Here is a 17,835-nt window from a genome sequence, read left to right on the forward strand (position 1 = left end):
CAGGATCAGGGCATACCATCGTCGAGCCATGTCACATCCCCCGTGGACGGCTGAGGAAGCAAGCCTGTCGGAGCCTCCACAGCGGACACAAGGCCCCCACAAAAGGTCGGAGGGATCCACATCCGTGCATGACGCGTTGCGCCGGCTTGGCCGGCCATCTCGGAGCGCTGCTCGACCTGCCCTCGTACGGGGTGGCCAAGACCCCCTACGTCGGCGAGTTCACGCCCCCGGGCGCGGAGCGGGGCGCGACCTCGGAGCTGATCGACGACGGTGAGGTGGTCGGCGCTGTCGTGCGCACCCAGCACGGGGTGAAACCCGTCTTCGTCTCGGCCGGGCATCGGATCGGTCTCGATGACTGCATTTCACTGACGGTCCGGCTGAGCGGCCGCTGTCGCATTCCGGAACCGACCCGGCAGGCCGACATCGTATCCCGGAGAATGCTTCGCGAACGGCGGTGAGGGCCGCCCCTTTCGAGTGAAAGAAGTGCAATTCCGAGCGCCGTCCGCATTTCGCATCCAAAACGCCCTGAGCAGGGACGACGACAATATGGACGGATTCGCCACGCCGGTGATCACACGTGGTACACAATGCATTCACAGGCGATACCTATGGTGTTTTGGCACGTTGAGCCCTCGAAACCGACCGCGCCAGGCCCGTAGGCGCGCGGGTGCACCGGGAGGCGGCATGGCAGGACGCGTCTTTGTTCATATCGGCGCGCCGAAGACGGGCAGCACGTACGTGCAGAACGTGCTTTGGAACAATGTGGAGAAGCTGCGCCACGCCGGAATTCTGCTGCCCGGTTACTTCGCCGCGCACGACGAGGCGATGGCCGACCTGCGCGGGCTGAGCTGGCACGCGAACCCGTCGTGGTCGTGGGAGAGGCTGGTCGCCAAGGCGGCCGGGTGGCCCGGTGACGTGGTCATCACCAACGAGGGCCTGGGCGCGGCGACCGATGCGCAGGCGGCCCGCGCGGTCCGCAGCCTGCAACCGGCCGAGGTGCACGTGCTGGTGGCGGCGCGTGATCTGTGGCGCACCTTCCCGTCGATGTGGCAGCAGAGCATCCGGGCCCGCGGGGTGTGGAGCTTCGAGGATTTCATCGGGGCCGTGGAACATGGCCGGTTCGACGGTTTCTGGGAGCATCACACCGCGAACCGCATGCTGCGCCGCTGGGGTGACCTGGTGCCGGCCGGGCAGCGGCACCTGATCACCGTTCCGGGGCCGGGCATGCCCCAGGACACGCTGTGGCGCCGTTTCGCGGGTGTCATCGGCATTCCCGACGGCATCTGCGACCTGACCGTCGCGGCGGGCGCCAACACCTCGCTGGGCGCGGCCGAGGTCGAGGTGCTGCGCCGGGTCAACCGGGCTCTCGGCGACCGCTACCCGCATCGGGCCCCCTACCAGCGCGTGGTTCAGCGGCACCTGGTCGACGCGGTGCTCAAGCAGCGCACGAACGACGTCCGCTTCGGTGTCGGCCCGCAACGCGCCGAGTGGGTCCTCGACCTGGCCGAGCAGCAGATCAAGGAGCTCGACGAGTACCCCTGCGACGTGGTCGGCGACCTGGCCGAGCTGCGCCCGGTCGACATCGACCCGGTGCCGCCGCCCGACCAGCTCGACCGTGAGACGGTGCTCGACGCCGCCATCGAGACCATCATCGGCATGATCGACCACGCCGAGCAGCTCACCACGCTGGTCCCCAAGCCCCGCGAGAGCCTGCGCCGGCGGGCGAGCCGCAAGGTCAAGCGAGGGCTGAAGAAGATCAAGCCCGTGCCGGGCCTGCAGCTGTGGTGATCAGAAGGGGAAGGTGGCGGCCTGCGACCGTACGGTGATCCAGCGGGTGTCGGTGAAGGCCTCGATGTTGGCCGCCGCGCCGCCGAAGCGCGAGCCCGTGCCGGAGGCGGCGACCCCGCCGAACGGGGCGTTGGCCTCGTCGTTGACCGTCTGGTCGTTGATGTGGGCGATGCCGGTCGGTATCCGCTCGGCCAGCTCCACGCCGCGCATGGCGTCGCTGGTCACGATGCCCAGCGACAGGCCGTACTCGGACTCGCCGGCCAGGGCCACGGCCTCGTCGAGGCTGCCGAACCGGGCCACCGGCGCGACCGGGCCGAAGATCTCCCGTGCGAACGCGGGGGTCGACGCGGTCACACCGGCCAGCACGGTCGGGCGGTAGAACAGGTTGTCGTACTCGCCGCCCGCCGCCAGGCGCACGTCCCCGCCGACGCTCGAGGTGACCAGGTCGTGGATCTTGTCGCGCTGGCCGGCGTCGATGACCGGGCCCAGGGCGACCTGGTCGCGGGCCGGGTCGCCGACGGGCAGCTTGGCCGCCTTGTCGGCCAGCCGCTCGACGAAGTCGTCGTACAGGCTCTCGTGCACCAGGTGCCGGCCGGTCGTCATGCAGATCTGGCCCTGGTGGAACCAGCTGCCCCAGGCGGCCAGGTTGACAGCGGTGTCGACGTCGGCGTCGGAGAGCACCACCAGCGCCGAGTTGCCGCCCAGCTCGAGGTGGGCCCGCTTGAGGTGCTTGCCGGCCAGCTCACCCACGCGGCGGCCGGCCTCGGTCGAGCCGGTGAACGAGACGACCGGCACGCGCGGGTCGGTGACCAGGGCCTCCCCGACGTCACGGCCGCCCGGCAGCACTTGCAGCAGGCCGTCGGGCAGGCCCGCCTCCTGGAAGATGCGGGCCAGGACCAGGCCGCCCGTGACCGCCGTACGGGGATCGGGTTTGAGCAGGACGGCGTTGCCGAGGGCCAGGGCCGGCGCCACCGAGCGGATGGCCAGGATGATCGGCACGTTGAACGGAGCGATCACGCCGACCACGCCCACCGGCGTGCGCCGGGTCATCGAGAGGCGCGGCTCGGCCGAGGGGATGAGCTCCCCGTACGGGCGGCCCGGCAGTGCCGCCGCCTCCCAGCACTCCTGCTCGGCGACGTGCACGGCGAACCCGGCCATGCCGGGGATCGCGCCGACCTCGCGGATGTTCCACCACGAGATCTCCTCGGCGTGCTCGGCCCACAGCGCGGCGGCCTTGCGCAGCACGGCGGCCCGCGCGAAATGCGGCTGGGCGGCCCATTCCCGCTGCGCGGCGGCGGCCGAACGCGCGGCGGCGCTCACGTCGCCGGGCGTGGCCAGCACGACCCGGCCCAGGGTGCCGCCGGTGGCCGGTTCCACCACGTCGACGGTCTCCCCACTGCCGGCCCGCCAGGCGCCGTCGGTGAAGAACAGGTCATGCCAGCGGGACGGTTCGAGCAGCGCCATCGTGGGGCTCCCTTCGTGGTGGCTCGACAATAGGCGGATCGTTTCCCGCCGATCAACAGTGTGTTTCGACTGTGGGTGTACTCGCCACGCTGAACCTTGCACGGCCCGCACCCGTATCCCGGGTCGTGCCCGCCTCTTTTCGCCGCGTCTCCGCCCTCCTGCTCACCGTCCTGGCCGCCGCGCTGATCGTGGCCGCGCTGGTCGTGCCGGAGGCGATTGCCCGACGCGAGCACGGTGCATTTGTTCCGGGCGCGTTCCTGCGGTTCCCGATCGAGGTCATCCTCTTCGGAGCGGTGGTCTTCGCCCTCCCCGTACGGTGGCGGCGCCGGTTCGCGGTGCTGTTCGGGCTCGGCGTGGGCCTGCTGGTGATCATCAAGGCGGCCCACATCGGGTACCGCAGCGTGCTGGGCCGCAAGTTCGACCCGGTCGTCGACATCCCGCTGCTGGGCGACGGTTACAACGCGGTGACCGAGACCGACGGCAGAACCACGGCCAACCTGTACGTGGCGGGCGCGGTCATCGGCACGATCGTGGTGTTCGCCGTGCTGGTGGCGGCGTCCGTACGCCTGTCCCGGGTCTTCGAGGGCCGCGCCCTGCCCACCCGTCGGATCCTCGTCGGGCTCAGCGCCGTGTGGGTCGCGCTCGCCCTGTCCGGGGTGGCCCTGTTCCCCAACGCCCCGGTCGCTTCCGACTCGGCGCTCACGCTGCTCAAGTCGACGGTCCGGAAGGTGCCGGCCACCATCCGCGACGAGCGGGAGTTCGCGGCGGCCGTCAGGCACGACCCGTACGCCTCGGTGCCGCGCGCAGACCTGGTCTCCGGCCTGCGCGGCAAAGACGTGATCATCGGCGTGGTCGAGAGCTTCGGCCGCAGCTCGCTGACCGACCCCGGCATGTCGGCGATCGTCAACCCCGCCCTCGACGCGGCTCAGGCCCGCCTGCAGGCCGCCGGCTTCCACGCCCGTACGGGATGGCTGACGTCCTCCACGTTCGGCGGGGGCAGCTGGCTGGCCCACGGCTCTTTCCAGTCCGGCCTGTGGATCACCTCGCAGCGGCGCTACGACGGCATGGTCACCGGCGACCGGCTCACGCTGACCCGGGCCTTCAAGGATGCGGGCTGGCAGACGGCGGGCATCGAACCCGGCAACACCAAGGACTGGCCCGAGGCGGACTTCTACGGCTACGACCGTGTGCTCGACTCGCGCACGATGGGTTACAAGGGCCCGAAGTTCGGCTGGTCCCGGATACCCGACCAGTACGTGCTGAACACGTTCCAGGAGCAGGTCTACGCCACCCGCACCAAGCCGCTGATGGCCGAGATCAGCCTAACGTCCAGTCACGCACCGTGGACCCACGTCCCGTCGATGATCCCCTGGAACACGATCGGCGACGGCAAGGTCTACGGCCCCCAGGCGGCCTCGGCCCCGTCCCGCTCCGAGCTGTGGGCCGACAAGGTCAAAACCCGTGCGGCGTACGCCCGGACAGTCGCCTATTCGGTCGAGGCGCTCACCACGTGGGCCGCCGACCACGCCGGCAAGAACACCGTCCTGATCATGTTCGGCGACCACCAGCCCATGGCCAGGGTCAGCGGTCCCCGGGCCGGCTACGACGTGCCGGTCTCCGTCATCGCCCAGGACCCGGCCGTCCTCGACCGCATAGCCGCCTGGAACTGGACCGACGGCCTCAAACCGGCCGGCGCCCCGGTGTGGCGGATGGACGAGTTCCGCAACAAGTTCTTCGCCGCCTACGGCCGCCCCGGCCTGAACGTCTCCGCCGCCCGAAGCCGATGACCACCGGCGCGCGGCTCTCACCGCTCCCCGGCGGTTCCAGCGTCCCTGGCGGCTCCAGCGGGCTCAGCCCCTCTCCTGGACCAAGCCGACGACCCGGGCCACCCCGGACTCAGCCCTCAGTCCGGACCAAGCCAACCACCCACAACCACTCGGACCCAGCCCCTTCAGCCGGCCGAAACGGGTAAGCCGATGACCTACGGACCAGCCATGGCTGCCGCCTACAACCGCGGGCGCGGCCTTCACCCCCGGGACATCGAGCGGTGGATGACTGCGGCCGGCCCGTACCTGCCTTCGGCCGGGGGCCGGATCCTGGACATGGGCGCCGGCACCGGCCGCTTCACCAACGCCCTGGCCTGGTTCAGCACAGCGACCGTGGTCGCCTGCGAACCCTCGGCAGCCATGCGCGACGTCTTCCGCGCCGGCTCTCCCCATGCCGTGCTGGTCGGGGGCGCCGCAGAGGCACTGCCGTTCCGCGCCCGCACCTTCGACGCCGTGTGGGCATCCCAGATGATTCACCACGTCAGGGACCTACCGGCGTTCGCGGCCGAGCTGCGCCGGGTGCTGCAGCCCAACGGTCACCTGCTCATCCGGGGCGGTTTCGGCCCGCCGACCGAACTCCCCTTCTACAGATACTTCCCCCGCGCCTGGACAGAGAGCAAAGCGGCCCTCGTCACGCTGGATCAAATCACCGGCGTCCTGTCCGAGGCGGGTTTCGCGGTGACCGCCCACGTCCGGGTCGAGCAGACGTACGCCAACAGCCCCGAAGAACTGATCGAGAAGGCGGCGACCCGATCGTTGAGCCCTCTCGCCGACCTCCCGGACCAGCTCTTCGAGGAGGGGCTCGCCGCCCTGCGAGCGGACGCCGCCGAGGGCCGCATCGCCGTCCCCGTCGTCGAGCAACTCGACCTCGTGGTCCTCAGCCAGCCCGCACCGCCGGCTCCAGCAGGGACAACGTCCGCTCCCCAGCATTGAGAGCAGCCCGGACGCCGACGGGCAGCGGCAGGTTCGGCCCGGCGTGCCCGATGTCGACGTTGCCAAGGATCGGAATGTCACGGTCGCCGACCACATCCAGAACAATCTCGCGCAGGCTCGGATGTCCACCGTCCCCGCCGCCGATCCCACACGAGCCCACGGACGCACCCCTCTCGCCGCCGCTGATCGCACGCGAGGCCGCGGACACGCCAGACCCACATCCGCCGATCCCAGACGCGGCGGCGGACGCGCCCGTCTCGCCGCCGCCGATCTCACGCGAGGCCGGGGACGCGCTGGGCCCGAGGCCGGCGATCTGATGCGGGACGCCGACGACCATGCCGGCGATGCGGTCAAGGATGCCGCTATGCCTCAGCACCTGCAGGTAACTCCACACGTACGCGGCCTGCCCGCCCATCTCCTCCCAGAACAGCACCGCGCCGTCGAAGCGTCCTGGCGGGATCGCGTACGGCATCGCCTGGTTCAGCACGATGCGGTTGATCACCCCGCCGATCAGGCGCCCCTCGGCCCGCCCCGGACGCCAGCACTCCCACGACGAGCCGCCCGGCAGCGCACCGACCGGTTCCGTGCTGGTCAGCAACGTCAAGTAGAGGTGTTCCAGTTCCGCCCGGCGGGTTACGGACGCCCGCTGCCAGTAACCACCGAGGCCCGGCGTGGCCAGATCGGCGTGGAACCCGGCCAGCCCTGTACGGCCGTGGAGCACCAGATGCAGCAGCGAGATGTCGCTGTACCCGAGGATCGGCTTGGGATCGGCCACGACCGCGTCGAAGTCGATCAGGTCAAGGTAGCCGAGCGCCGTCTGCCCCCCGTCGTGCGCGACGACGGCCCGCACCTCTGGATCGCGCAGCAGTGAGTTGAACTCCTCAGCTATCTCGACCGGCCGCCCCGCGCTCCACCAGTGCCGCCGCCCACCTTCGAGCAGCGGCGCCAGACGCACCCGGAACCCCATCCCCTCCAGCACACCCACCGCCAGCCCCAGATCGGACTCGTAGGCGGCCTCGAGCGGCCCGGACAACGCCGCAACGACAACGAGATCCCCGGCCCTCAACGCCCGGGGCCGAAGCACCGCAGAAGCAGACATCGCCGCAGTTTCCCCGGGTCAGCGGCAACTCGCCACAGTATTGAATCCCACCGGGGCCCGCAGAGTCAGCCGGCCAACATCGTCAACGGGCCGATGAAATCGACCGGCCGGCGGTGCAGACGCCGCCCTTGAGGTTGATCCCGCCGCTCGTCAACACGCGTGAACCCAGTCAACGTTGACGGAGCAATACATGTTGACCGCATTGATTCTGGGTCATCAACATGACCGAACCCCGTCAATGTTGACGACGCCGCACACACGTTAAGAGGGCGATCCGGGAGGTTATGTCCGTTCCGGGTTGAGGGTGAACAGGCCGGGTTGGCTCTCGGTCAGGATTGGTGGTTGAGCAGGCGTTTCAGCTTGGCTGGGACACTTTTGGTGTCTTTGGGTTCGGTGTTGTGCGGCAGATACGCCCACTGACACCCGGTCCGGTTCTGGTAGAAGATCCCCCCAGCGTCGGCTTGCCGAAGCCATGGAGCACATCCACTGTCTGGAGCACGACAACGACATGCTCGCCCGCATCGTGAACTTGTTCGCCACCGAGAACACCCAGTTCCCGGAGCCGCTCCACACCGCCTCATCAGCCGTCGTCCGCCCTCTCCGCCAGGTGCCGATGTAGCCCCAGCGACTCCATCGGCAAGCTCGGGCGTCGTGATACCTGTGGCGGCCACCGTTTCTGCCGGGCAGGAACCGTTGTGTACCGGACTCCAGTAGCTCACTTCGACACCGCCACCAGCCCGCTGTCCGCATACGTGTCGCCGAAGGAGCGCCGCCGCAGCGGGGTGTCAGCCGATGTGTACGGGCGCCGCGTCCTCGGTGCGCTGCTGGGGGCTTGCGTTGAGCGTGGTGACGGTGATGACCAGCGCGGCCAGCAGGAAGCCGGCGGCGGAGGCGAACGCGACGGTGTAGCCGTGGGACAGCGCGTCGGCCGCCCGCTGGACCAGGGTCAGGTCGCCGCTGGTCAGGGCGCGGAAGAACGCGACGTCGGCGTGCGGCAGTTTGTCATCGGCGGCGCTGGTGGAGACGGTGGCCAGGACGGCCAGGCCGACGGCGCCGCCGATCTGCTGGGCGGTGTTGAGGACGGCCGAGGCGATGCCGGTGTCGTTGCGGTCGACGCCGGAGATCGCGCCGAGCGTCATCGGCAGGAAGCTGGCGCCCAGGCCGACGGCGGTGATGAACATGGCCGGCATCAGGTGGGTGAAGTACGACGAGGACGGTTCGAGCAGGCTGAGCCAGAGCATCCCGCCGGCCGCGACGACCAGGCCGGGGCCGGCGAGCGTGCGTGGCGAGAACCGGCCGGCCAGGCGTGAGCCGATCCCGGCGGCCATCCCCATGCCGAGGCTGAACGGCAGATAGGCGAACCCGGCACGAACCGGGCTGTAGCCCTTGACCTGCTGCATGAAAAGCGACAGGAGATAGAAGGTGGCGAACATGGCCGCGCCGATGAACAGCATGGTGACGTAGGACCCGGCCCGGTTGCGGTTACGCAGTAGCCGCAAGGGCAGCAGCGGGTGCCGGTTCCTGCGCTGCGAGCGCAGGAAGGTGATCAGCAGGATTGCCGCGACGGTGAACATGCCGAGGGTGACGGGGTCGGTCCAGCCGCGGTCGCCGCCCTGAGTGATGGCGTAGACCAGGGCAGTCAGGCCGCCGGTGGCGGTGGCCGCGCCGCGCACGTCCAGTTCGCCGTGCAGCTTCTCGCCGCTGGCCAGCACGCGGGCGCCGAGCAGTACGAGCACGCCGATCGGGACGTTGACGAACATCACCCAGCGCCAGCTCAGGTAGTCGGTGAGCACGCCGCCGAGCAGCAGGCCGACGGTGGCGCCGAGCCCGGACATCGCGGCGTAGACGCCCATCGCCCGGTTACGGGCGGCACCCTCGGCGAACGTGGTCGCGATCAGCGACAACGCGGTCGGCGCGATGACGGCCGCGCCGAGGCCCTGCAGGACCCGGGCGGCGATCAGCAACTCCACGTTCGGGGCCAGGCCGCCCAGCAGCGATGCGCCGGCGAACACGGTCAGGCCGATCCGGAACACCCGCCGTTTGCCGTAGAGGTCGCCGGTGCGCCCGCCGAGCAGCAGCAGCCCGCCGAAGGCCAGGACGTAGGAGTTGACGATCCAGGACAGGCCGGAGGCGGACACCTCGAGGTCCTTCTGGATGCTCGGCAGCGCGATGTTCGTGATCGTGCTGTCCAGCACGACCATCAGCTGCGCGGCCGCGATGACGATCAGCGCGAGGGCCGGATGGGTGGAGGTGCGCGGCGGAGCCGATGGTGCGGGGACGGACATCAGAGACTCCAGAACTAGACGGGTGTTGAGTTTTGGTGGGGCCGCGACAATATCTCAACGGTTGTCTAGTTCTTCGAGTAGGGGTGTGCCGGCTTGTACGATCAGACGCCGACGTACGGAAGGGCTGCACGATGACCGAGGCCGCCGCAGCGGCGCCGCAGGGTGAACGCAAGGGCGAGCGCACCCGGCGGCGCATCCTGGAGGCCGCTCGCGCCCTGTTCGCCGAGCTCGGCTACGAGCGCACCACGATCCGCGGGATCGCCGCGGCCGCCGAGGTCGACAAGTCGTCGATCCTGCAGTATTTCGGCAGCAAGCAGCAGCTGTTCCGGGCCGCGGTGCACTGGCACGTCCCGATCGCGGAGCTGACCGCCGACGATCCGGCGCAGAGCGTGCACAACTTCCTGCACGGCATGCTGAGCAGCTGGGCCGCCGACCCGAACAGTCCGATGGCGGTGCTCGTGCGCGCCAGCATGACCAGCGAAGAAGCCGCCGAACTGCTGCGGCGTCACATCACCACCGAGGTCGTCGACGCGATCGCCGCGACCGTCGACGATCCGGAGGCCAACCTACGCGCTTCCCTGGCCGGCGCCATGATGATGGGCATCGCCGCGCAGCGCTACCTGCTGCGCATGCCCTACATCGCCGACGCCGACCTCGACGACGTCCTGCGCCTGGCCGGCCCGGCCATTCGCAACGTCATCGCCCCGACGGCCTGACGCCTACGCGTCGGCGCCGAAGATCGCCGGCACATGCTCGGCTGCAACGATACTGAAAGCCGTCTGCTCGAACTGCTCACGCTCGCCCTGTCGGCAGGTGCGCGACGGCACACCGCATCATGAAGTACTCCCCCCGGCACGCAACGTAGCGTGCCTGGGGTCAGCGGCTGGCCTCATCGGCAAGGTGAATGCCGAGTCGCCGAGCAACGAGGAACAGCGAGACGCGGCGCAGCATGTGCCTGCGGTGAGACGCTGGTTGCCCGCACTGCGCTCTGCGACGCATAGGGAGTCATCGCCTGCCACTCGCGGCTACCTGCCGGGCCAGCCCGGCAGCGACTCGAACTGGTCTATCGCTGCCGGGCCGATCCGTCGGCGTGACTGGTCGTTCGTCCACTTGTCCAGGCTGCGCCCCCGGCGGCTCGCCCGGCATGGGTCCCCACCACCCGGTCTCCTGATGCCAGCCGTTCGACGGGGGCCGGGTCTTCTACACTGCGATGGGGCACAAGGCGGTGCCTCCGGCGCTGCCCGCTCTGTGGCGTAGCACCCCGCAAGGGGGACTCCCGATGAGCAAGAGCGACTACTACAACGATCCGCTGCTGCTGGCCCACCTATACGGCGGCCTTCGGATGGCAGCCGGCGTGACGCCGTTCCACTGCGGCGACGAGAACTGACACGAGCCGTAGCCGACCGCAGCGCCGTATCCCTCGGGAGAGCTACCGCCGCTGTCCTCTCTCGGGGGATTCGCCGGCCCGGATGACTCTCTAGCGTTCACCGGCGGGCTGCCGGACGGGGCGACCCGCCGCGGGACGGGAGCTGGTCGATGAGTACTGAGTCGGAATCGGACACGGAGGTCCGGCCGGGGCCGGCCGGTCGTCTCCTGCGCCGGCCGGTCGTCTGGATGCTGGTGGGACTGGCCGGTGTCGGCGCGGCCTCGATTCTGTCGCTCGGCGGGCCGGTCCTCGGCCTGGTCGGCGCTGCGGTCGCGGTCGTCGTCTACCGGCTGGTGATGCGTCACGTAGCCGGGCGGGACACCCCCGAGATCACCGGGCGGACCGCCGTGCCCGAGCTGCTGTTCGGCGCGGTGTTCGGGATCCTGTTCATCGGGGTGTCGATCCTGGCGCTGTTGACCGAGTTCTCGTTCAGCCGGTCGACCGGCGATCCGGTGACGATCGTGGCGGGAATGGCGGCGACCTCGCTGGGCGCGGCGGTCACCGAGGAACTGCTGTTCCGGGGTCTCGCGTTGCAGGCACTGGAACGGATGGCGGGCAGCGGGGTGGCGCTCGCGGTCACCGCGCTGCTGTTCGGGCTGCTGCATCTGGCCAACCCGGCCGCGACACCGTGGAGCTCGCTCGCCATCGCTGTGGAGGCCGGCGTGCTGCTCGGGGCGGCGTTCCTGTGGCGCCGGAGCATCTGGTTCGCGGTCGGCCTGCACTTCGCCTGGAACACCGCGGTCGGGCTGCTCGGCATCCCGGTCTCCGGGCATGCCGCCGAGGGTCTGCTGGTGACCCGCCCGACCGGGCCCGCGCTGCTGACCGGCGGCGCGTTCGGGCTGGAGGCGTCGATCGTCCCGGTGGTCGTGAGCCTGCTGATCGCCGTCCCGATGCTCCTCGCCGCCGCCCGCCGCGGCCACCTGGTACCACTGCGCCGCCGCGCTCACTAGACTCCCGGCGTGTTCCGGTGGCGGTCCCTTCCCGCATCCACGAAGGACGTCTGGCTGACCGTCCTGGTGACCGTGCTGGCGTTCGTGCCGACGGTCGCCCACCTGGGGCCGGAGATCGGTGATCTGCCGGGTGGCCGGGAGCCCGGTGCGGCCGAGGTGGTGCTGATCCTCGGGCTGAGCCTGCCGCTCGCCCTGCGTACCCGTCGCACCTTGATCTGCCTGACCGTCGTCGGAAGCGCTTGGGCGATCGGTCAGGTACTCGGCCGTCCGGACACGTTCGCCAAGTCCGCACTGCTGTTCGCGGTGTACGCGGCGGGCGCGCACCTGGCCCGGCGGCGTCGGGTCGTCGCCGGGACGGTGACCGCGGCCTACCTGGTGCTGGCCGTCGTGCTGCACCTCCTCGGGTCCCCGCAGGGGTTCCTCGACTTCACCGCCTTCTACCTGATCCTGGCGGCGATCTGGTGGACCGGCAGCGGGGTCCGGCGGTGGCGGGCCGATCAGGCCGAGCACCAGCGCCTGGCCGCCGAGGTGGCCTCGGCCGCCGAACGGGCCCGGATCGCCCGCGAGCTGCACGACGTGGTTACCCACCACGTTACCGCCATGGTGGTCCAGGCCGATGCGACCGGCCTGCTTCTCCGGGGTACGCCGGACCGTGCGGCCGACGGGCTGACCGCGATCGGGGCGGCCGGGCGCCGGGCGCTGACCGAGCTGCGGACCCTGTTGGCCACCCTCGAGGCGACCGGTGAGCCGGATCCGCCCGACCGGGCCCTGGCCGCCGGGCGGATCGGCGATCTGGTCGAGCAGGCCCGACTGACCGGGCAGCCGGTCGAGTGGATCCCCGCGAGGGAGGGGCCGCCGCTGCCGGCAGACGTCGAGCTGGCGGCCTACCGTGTGGTCCAGGAGGCGCTCACCAACGCGATCCGGCACGCCGCCGGCCGCCCGACCACGGTCCTGGTCGATCACCGGGGCCGCGAGGTCGAGATCGAGGTCACCACGAGCGGACCGGCACCCGCCGCGACGGCGCCTCCGGCCGGTGGGCGGGGGCTGACCGGGATGCGGGAGCGGGTGCGGCAGGTAGACGGGGAGCTGGTCTCCGGGTTCGGGCCGGACGGCAGCTTCCGGGTCCGTGCCGTGCTCCCGGCGGGTGGCGCCGAGTGACCGGCCCGATCCGCGTGCTGATCTGCGACGACCAGGATCTGGTCCGGGCCGGTTACGCCACGATCTTCGCCGCTCAGCCCGACCTGGAGGTGGTCGGCGAGGCGTCGGACGGGGAGGAGGCGGTCCGCCTGGCGCGTGTGCTGCGCCCGGACGTGGCCGTGATGGACGTGCGGATGCCGGTGCTGGACGGCATCGAGGCGACCCGGCGGCTGGCCGGCCCGGAGGTCGCCGATCCGGTGCGGGTGCTGGTCGTCACCACCTTCAACGTCGACGCATACGTGTACGAGGCGCTGCGGGCCGGTGCGAGCGGCTTCCTGCTCAAGGACACGCCGTACGCCCGGCTGGTGGACGGCATCCGCACCGTGGCCGGTGGCGACTCGCTGCTGGCGGCCGCCGTCACCCGCCAGCTGATCGGGCACTTCGCCGAACGGGTCCGGCCCGACACCTCGTCGCCGGAACGGGACAGCGTCAGCGCGGCGCTCACCGCACGGGAACTGGACGTGTTCAAGCAGATTGCGGCCGGCCGCTCGAACTCCGAGATCGCCGCCGAGCTGGTCCTCTCCCTGGAGACGGTCAAGACGTACGTGTCCCGGATCCTGCTCAAGCTGGGCCTGCGCGACCGTGTCCAGGCGGCCATCCTGGCGTACCGGATCGGTCTGACACCGGACGCGGGCTGAGCCCGCGGGTCCCTCGCGGGAGCCACCCGAAGTGTCCACTCCGGAGGGATGACCCGCACCTCGGTCATCCCTATCGTCGTGCCCGGCAGCGAATCCCTCGCCGCCACCACGTCGAAAGGCCCGCCCATGCCACCGACCGCGATCGACCTCCGACCGGCCCGGCGCCGGCTGCGCAGCCTCCGGGTCCCGGTGCTGGTGGTCGCGCTCCTCGTGGTGCTGGCCGCGACCCGCGGGCTCAACGTGCAGGCGGCCGGCCACCCCGTGGTCGCGCTGATCGTCGGCCTGGGGACCGCGACGGGCGCGCTGCTCTGCTACCGGTGGCTGTCACGCACGGTCGAGGCCCGCGAGACCGTCCCCGAACTGGCCGCGACCGGCCGCTGGTCCGGTCTCGCCCGGGGCGCTCTGCTCGGGTTCGCCCTTTTCACCGTCATGATCCTGGCGATCGGGCTGCTCGGCGGCTGGGGCCGGACCGGCTGGGGATCAGCCGGCGGCTTCCTGGCGAGCTTCGGCGCGGTGGCCAGCATCGCGGTCAACGAAGAGTTGCTGTTCCGCGGCGTGCTGTTCCGCATCCTGGACGAGCGGGTCGGCAGCGTCATCGCGCTGGTGGTGTCGTCGCTGCTCTTCGGACTCACCCACCTGGTCAACGACCACGCCACCCTGTGGGGCACCCTCGCCCTGGGCATCGAGGGCGGCACCCTGACCGCCGCCTGCTACCTCCTCACCCGATCGCTGTGGCTGCCGATCGGCCTGCACTTCGCCTGGAACTTCACCCACATCGGCATCTTCGGGCTGCCGACCTCCAGCAGCGTCGGAGCCGCCGAGACCGGCCTGCTGCACACCACCCTGACCGGCCCGGACCTGCTGTCCGGGGGCGCCTTCGGACCGGAGGCCGGCCTGCCCGCGCTGCTGCTCTGCCTCGTCGCGGCGTTCTTCCTGCTCCGCCGAGCGGCCCGGACCGGCCGGCTGCGTCCGCGCCCGCAGGGCCGGGCCGCATGACCGTTCCGGTCGCCGCCCCGCTGCCGGTCCACCATGACCTGACCGTCCCCGCCGGCGACGGCGTCGGCCTGGCCGGGACGCTGAGCCTGCCCGGAACGCCGGGCCCGCCCGGCGATGCTCCTCCTGCGCGGCTCCGCGCCCTGCGAACTGCATGTTGATGCCCCGGAAGGCTCTCGCGTGAGGCGTCCGCGGGGCACGGCCGGTACCTGACAGCCGGGTCGCCCCGACCGAATCCGATGCCCTCAGTCCCGCTGGGTCGGCGCGGGCCGATCGGCAGCGTCGCAAACGATCTCCGCGACATCGGCAAGGTGAATGCCGAGTCGCCGAGCAACGAGGATCAGCGAGACACGGCGCAGGGCTCGCCTGCTCGGAATGCTCCGCCGTCGTACGCATCAAATCCTCGCCGTGCCTTCTCGCCGTACGGAGAAATTGAACCCACGACGAGATCAATAGGTCAGCGTCGGGGCAGCCTTGCTCCACCGGCTGGTGTCGAGTTCGTCGAGCAGGAAGTTCGCCAGATCGGCGCGGCTGAGCCGCGACCCGCCGGGCGGGTTCTTCCCGTCCTCGACCCGGAACGTCCCGGTGGCCGGCTTGTCGGTGAGGTAACCGGGCCGGACCAGAGTCCAGTCGAGCCGGCTAGACCGCACGATGTCCTCCATCACGCGCATGTCCTCGTACAACTCACGCAGGAACAACGGAATCATCAGCCGGAACCACCAGGGCAACCCGGGGTCCTTGGACTCCACCCCGCCGGACGAGACGACGATCAACCGCTGCACCTGAGCGTCCTGCAGCGCAGTGACTACCGCCTGGCCACCCTTGGAGTAGATGCCGTTCGGATTCCGGGCCGTGCTGCCGATCGCGGAGATCGCCGCGTCGTGCCCGACAGCGATCTCCCGCAACGGGCGGCCACCGGCCAGCACGTCGGCGGGTTGCAACGCGAGATCGGGATGTGACGGCAGCCCGTCAAGGTGGCGGGCCACCGCGGTCACCTGGTACCCGCGGTCGAGCGCGCCGGAGACCACGAGGCGTCCGGTGCCGCCGCTGGCCCCGAAAACGATCAGCTTCATACGAATTCCTCAACCTGGTGGGTTCGTCGCAGGCAGGTCCCGGCAAGGGCGGAAGCCACACCGGCAACCAAAAACTAGACAAGCGTTGAGATACTAGACAGGCGGTTCCGGAGAAGCAACCCCGGCGCTCACCGCGGCAGCGACATCACCAGAGTGAGCTGATCTCCACCGAGCGCTGCGGGGCGCTGGGGAGCGGTTTGTGAGCTTTCCTTGGTTCGTCATCGCTCGATGTCGTGACCTTCGAGCGGCGCCGATGTCTGATCGGTGGGCATGCTGGTTGAGCTGGTCATGGGCGAGCGGAAGGCGTATCCCAGTGACCTCACCGATGAGCAGTGGGCGGTGGTGGGTCCGTTCCTGGACGCGTGGAAAGCGAAGCATCCGTCGGCGTCGGGGCACACGGGCCGTTACTCGTTGCGGGAGATCCTGAACTCGATCTTCCATCAGAACCGGACCGGGTGATGCTCCTATAGATGTCAAGCGGCAAGTTCAAGATCGTTTTTGGTGATGAGCTGGTAGAGCTCGCGGGCGACGTACCGCTTCAGGCATCGGATGATTTCTTTTTTGGACATGCCTTCTTTAGTGCGTCGTTGCATGTAGTCGCGGGTGCGGGGGTCCCATCGCAGGCGGACGAGGACGACGCGGTAGAGGGCTGCGTTGGCTTGCCGGTCGCCGCCGCGGTTGAGTCGGTGCCGGGTGGTCTTGCCGGAGCTGGCGGGGATCGGGGCGACGCCGCAGAGCATGGCGAACGCCGCTTCGGAGGCGAGCCGGTCGTGATTCTGGCCGGCACTGACCAGCAGTTGCCCGGCGACCTCGGCGCCGACGCCGTGGGCGGCCAGCAGGCCGGGGTTGATCGCCGCGACGAGAGGTTCGAGCAGCTCGTCGAGGTCGGTGATCTCGACCGACAGCTGCTGGTGGCGGCGGGCCAGACTGCGCAATGCAAGCTCGGTGGCGGTGGACGGGGCGGCCGAGTTGGCTGGGTCGGGTTGCAGGTTTCCGCAGGTGGCGATCAGTTTCGTGATGGTCAGACCGCGTAGCCGGGCGCGTAGCTCGTCGGTGGCGGTGACGATCAGGGCCTTGATTTGGCGTTGGGTGTCGGCGCGCTGGTCGACCGCGCTGCGCCGGACTACGCGCAGGTTACGCAGCGCTTCGACGCGGCCGTCGCGCTGTTTGGGGTGCCGGTGCGTTCTCCGGCCAGGGCGGCCCGGGCGGCTTGGATCGAGTCGATCGGGTCGGACTTGCCCTGGAACCGGCGGGTCTTGCGGTCCGGGCGGTCGACCTCGATCATGGCCACCTGCTCGGCGCGCAGCAGACGGGCCAGTCCCGCGCCGTAGGCGCCGGTGCCTTCGATCCCGACCCGGTTGAGTCGGCCGTGCTCGCGCATCCAGGCCAGCAGGGCGGTGTAGCCGGCCGCGTCTGCAGGAAACTGCTGCGTGCCGAGGACCCGGCCGATCTGGTCGATCACGGCGGCGGTGTGGGTGTCCTGGTGGGTGTCGACCCCACCGAAGACGTCGATCGCGGCTTCATCAGGTGTAATGGAGGGCATCGTCGTCCTGTCGTTCGTGACTGGGGCAGGGCGGCACGCACCAGCCGGGCAACGCGGACAAGACAGAGATGGGGCCTCTGGCCAGGCTCCTATGAAGTCACAACGCCACGCCTGATGAGTGCACGAGCACCTCCCGATCGAGGCCGACAAATCCCGTTAAGGACCCGAAGTCAGTCAGAGGGTGGGTCAAACCTCGGCGGGAGGTGCTCACAAACATCATCTCTGTCAGTGGGCGTATCTGCCGTATGACCTGCCGCCGAAGTCCGCGACGTATTACTACTTCGCGTTGTGGCGGGACGACGGCACCGACCAGGCCATTCACGATCTGCTGCGCTGTCAGGCGCGGGGGAGGATCCGTCGGCGGTCATCTTGGACACCCAGTCGATCCGGGCCGCGAACCATGTTCCGGCCGCGACCACCGGCAAGGACGGGAAGAAGGTGCCGGGCCGTAAGCGGGGGCTGGCCGTCGACGCTCTGGGACTGATCCGAGCCGAGCTGAAACGCCTGGTCAACCGGCAGATCCTGGCCGAGAGCCAACCCGGCCTGTTCACCCTCAACCCGGAACGGACACAACCTCCCGGACCGCCCTCTGAGGCCGAGAGCGTTGAGGCCGAGAGCGT

The 17,835-nt window shown here is 70.1% G+C and carries 16 protein-coding genes and 3 pseudogenes; 13 read left to right on the forward strand and 6 right to left on the reverse strand.

Annotated elements, in window-relative coordinates; genetic code table 11:
• Positions 1-128 precede the first annotated feature (128 nt).
• Both C8E87_RS38070 and C8E87_RS38075 read left to right on the forward strand, forming a co-directional pair.
• Complete coding sequence (locus C8E87_RS38070) at positions 129-458, forward strand: endonuclease V (protein ID WP_133878213.1); 330 nt, start codon at positions 129-131, stop codon at positions 456-458.
• 226 nt (positions 459-684) lie between these two features.
• The gene (locus C8E87_RS38075; RefSeq protein WP_133878214.1) at positions 685-1,788 is read left to right on the forward strand and encodes a hypothetical protein; all 1,104 of its coding nucleotides are present in this window, start codon (positions 685-687) and stop codon (positions 1,786-1,788) included.
• On the opposite strand, the gene C8E87_RS38080 is transcribed toward C8E87_RS38075, so the two are convergent.
• A complete protein-coding gene (locus tag C8E87_RS38080) occupies positions 1,789-3,252 on the reverse strand; it encodes a benzaldehyde dehydrogenase (RefSeq protein ID WP_133878215.1) in 1,464 nt (487 codons plus the stop codon).
• A gap of 125 nt (positions 3,253-3,377) precedes the next feature.
• On the opposite strand from C8E87_RS38080, the gene C8E87_RS38085 reads away from it, so the two are divergent.
• Together C8E87_RS38085 and C8E87_RS38090 are read left to right on the forward strand one after the other, a co-directional pair.
• Positions 3,378-5,039, forward strand: coding sequence for a sulfatase-like hydrolase/transferase (locus tag C8E87_RS38085; RefSeq protein ID WP_133878216.1), 1,662 nt, complete (start codon positions 3,378-3,380; stop codon positions 5,037-5,039).
• A gap of 189 nt (positions 5,040-5,228) precedes the next feature.
• Entirely contained in the window at positions 5,229-6,011 is a 783-nt protein-coding gene (locus tag C8E87_RS38090; RefSeq protein WP_133878217.1) for a class I SAM-dependent methyltransferase, read from the forward strand.
• Here the strand turns inward: C8E87_RS38090 and C8E87_RS38095 are convergent.
• A complete protein-coding gene (locus tag C8E87_RS38095) occupies positions 5,956-7,110 on the reverse strand; it encodes a S66 peptidase family protein (RefSeq protein WP_133878218.1) in 1,155 nt (384 codons plus the stop codon). The two genes, C8E87_RS38090 and C8E87_RS38095, sit on opposite strands and share 56 nt — an antisense overlap.
• A 472-nt stretch (positions 7,111-7,582) precedes the next feature.
• Here C8E87_RS38095 and C8E87_RS44040 point away from each other — a divergent pair, with 472 nt between their 5' ends.
• Positions 7,583-7,729, forward strand: coding sequence for a hypothetical protein (locus tag C8E87_RS44040; RefSeq protein WP_166661414.1), 147 nt, complete (start codon positions 7,583-7,585; stop codon positions 7,727-7,729).
• A 166-nt stretch (positions 7,730-7,895) separates the two neighbouring features.
• Here the strand turns inward: C8E87_RS44040 and C8E87_RS38100 are convergent, their stop codons facing one another.
• The gene (locus C8E87_RS38100; protein ID WP_133878219.1) at positions 7,896-9,395 is read right to left on the reverse strand and encodes an MFS transporter; all 1,500 of its coding nucleotides are present in this window, start codon (positions 9,393-9,395) and stop codon (positions 7,896-7,898) included.
• A 131-nt stretch (positions 9,396-9,526) separates the two neighbouring features.
• Here C8E87_RS38100 and C8E87_RS38105 point away from each other — a divergent pair, with 131 nt between their 5' ends.
• The 6 genes from C8E87_RS38105 to C8E87_RS44045 all read left to right on the forward strand — a co-directional run bounded on the left by C8E87_RS38105 (position 9,527) and on the right by C8E87_RS44045 (position 14,760).
• Positions 9,527-10,111 (forward strand): TetR/AcrR family transcriptional regulator, encoded by a 585-nt coding sequence (locus C8E87_RS38105; RefSeq protein ID WP_133878220.1) that lies wholly within the window; start codon positions 9,527-9,529, stop codon positions 10,109-10,111.
• Between the two features lie 820 nt (positions 10,112-10,931).
• Positions 10,932-11,771: a CPBP family intramembrane glutamic endopeptidase gene (locus tag C8E87_RS38115; protein ID WP_133878221.1), complete on the forward strand. Its 840-nt coding sequence runs from the start codon at positions 10,932-10,934 to the stop codon at positions 11,769-11,771.
• Between the two features lie 9 nt (positions 11,772-11,780).
• Complete coding sequence (locus C8E87_RS38120) at positions 11,781-12,929, forward strand: sensor histidine kinase (protein ID WP_203720592.1); 1,149 nt, start codon at positions 11,781-11,783, stop codon at positions 12,927-12,929.
• Positions 12,926-13,606: a response regulator gene (locus tag C8E87_RS38125; protein ID WP_133878222.1), complete on the forward strand. Its 681-nt coding sequence runs from the start codon at positions 12,926-12,928 to the stop codon at positions 13,604-13,606. Before C8E87_RS38120 ends, C8E87_RS38125 begins: the two co-directional genes overlap by 4 nt.
• A 48-nt stretch (positions 13,607-13,654) precedes the next feature.
• A complete protein-coding gene (locus C8E87_RS38130) occupies positions 13,655-14,602 on the forward strand; it encodes a CPBP family intramembrane glutamic endopeptidase (protein WP_133878223.1) in 948 nt (315 codons plus the stop codon).
• Entirely contained in the window at positions 14,599-14,760 is a 162-nt protein-coding gene (locus C8E87_RS44045) for a hypothetical protein (RefSeq protein WP_166661415.1), read from the forward strand. The genes C8E87_RS38130 and C8E87_RS44045 overlap by 4 nt, the downstream gene beginning before the upstream one ends.
• Positions 14,761-14,844: 84 nt before the next feature.
• Here C8E87_RS44045 and C8E87_RS46885 read toward each other — a convergent pair whose 3' ends face one another.
• The gene (locus C8E87_RS46885) at positions 14,845-14,976 is read right to left on the reverse strand and encodes a MerR family DNA-binding protein (RefSeq protein WP_133879214.1); all 132 of its coding nucleotides are present in this window, start codon (positions 14,974-14,976) and stop codon (positions 14,845-14,847) included.
• A gap of 72 nt (positions 14,977-15,048) precedes the next feature.
• On the reverse strand, positions 15,049-15,672 hold the full coding sequence (locus C8E87_RS38140; RefSeq protein WP_133878224.1) for an NAD(P)-dependent oxidoreductase: 624 nt from the start codon (positions 15,670-15,672) through the stop codon (positions 15,049-15,051).
• 288 nt (positions 15,673-15,960) lie between these two features.
• On the opposite strand from C8E87_RS38140, the pseudogene C8E87_RS38145 reads away from it, so the two are divergent.
• Positions 15,961-16,128, forward strand: a pseudogene (locus C8E87_RS38145) (transposase); the annotation flags it as partial.
• A 17-nt stretch (positions 16,129-16,145) separates the two neighbouring features.
• Here C8E87_RS38145 and C8E87_RS38150 read toward each other — a convergent pair.
• A pseudogene (locus C8E87_RS38150) lies at positions 16,146-17,215 on the reverse strand (IS110 family RNA-guided transposase).
• A gap of 223 nt (positions 17,216-17,438) precedes the next feature.
• Here C8E87_RS38150 and C8E87_RS46725 point away from each other — a divergent pair.
• Positions 17,439-17,707 (forward strand): annotated as a pseudogene (locus C8E87_RS46725) (IS5 family transposase); the annotation flags it as partial.
• Between the last annotated feature and the right edge of the window lie 128 nt (positions 17,708-17,835).

It is taken from the genome of Paractinoplanes brasiliensis, from assembly GCF_004362215.1.
Lineage (GTDB): Bacteria > Actinomycetota > Actinomycetes > Mycobacteriales > Micromonosporaceae > Actinoplanes > Actinoplanes brasiliensis.